This window comes from Bradyrhizobium sp. WSM4872 (genome assembly GCF_055811715.1).
The window spans coordinates 1-440 of sequence record NZ_JBVVPT010000078.1 but is presented as its reverse complement, the minus strand read 5'-3'; the positions used below and the strand labels follow the sequence as shown (position 1 = coordinate 440).

Below are 440 nucleotides of genomic sequence, written 5' to 3'. Positions count from 1 at the left end.
TGAGCTGGTCCCGGTTGTCTGAACAGAGTTTCCGCGTCGATAGGTGGAGCCTCTGCCGGGGTTAGGCTGCCATGCGGAGTGGCAGCGGGGTGAAGTAGGCTTGATCTGGCGTGCTGCCGTCAAGACTCGAAATGGGGACGCCGGCTGTTATAGAAGTCGAGATATCGGCCGATCGAGCTGCGCGCCTCGCTGACGCTGTCATAGGCCCGCAGGTACACCTCCTCGTATTTGATGCTGCGCCAGAGCCGTTCGACAAACACGTTGTCCCGCCATGCGCCCTTGCCGTCCATGCTGATCGCGATGCCGTTGTCGGCGAGCACGCCGGCAAAAGCCTGTCCGGTGAACTGCGAGCCCTGATCCGTGTTGAAGATGTCCGGCTTGCCGTGACGAGCCAAGGCATCCTCCAGCGTCTCGACGCAGAAGGCTGCTTCCATGGTGAT

The 440-nt window shown here is 61.4% G+C and carries 1 pseudogene; it reads right to left on the bottom strand.

Features of this window, described 5'->3' with window-relative positions:
• Positions 1-61 precede the first annotated feature (61 nt).
• Positions 62-440 (bottom strand): annotated as a pseudogene (locus AC0L3C_RS36185) (transposase); the annotation flags it as partial.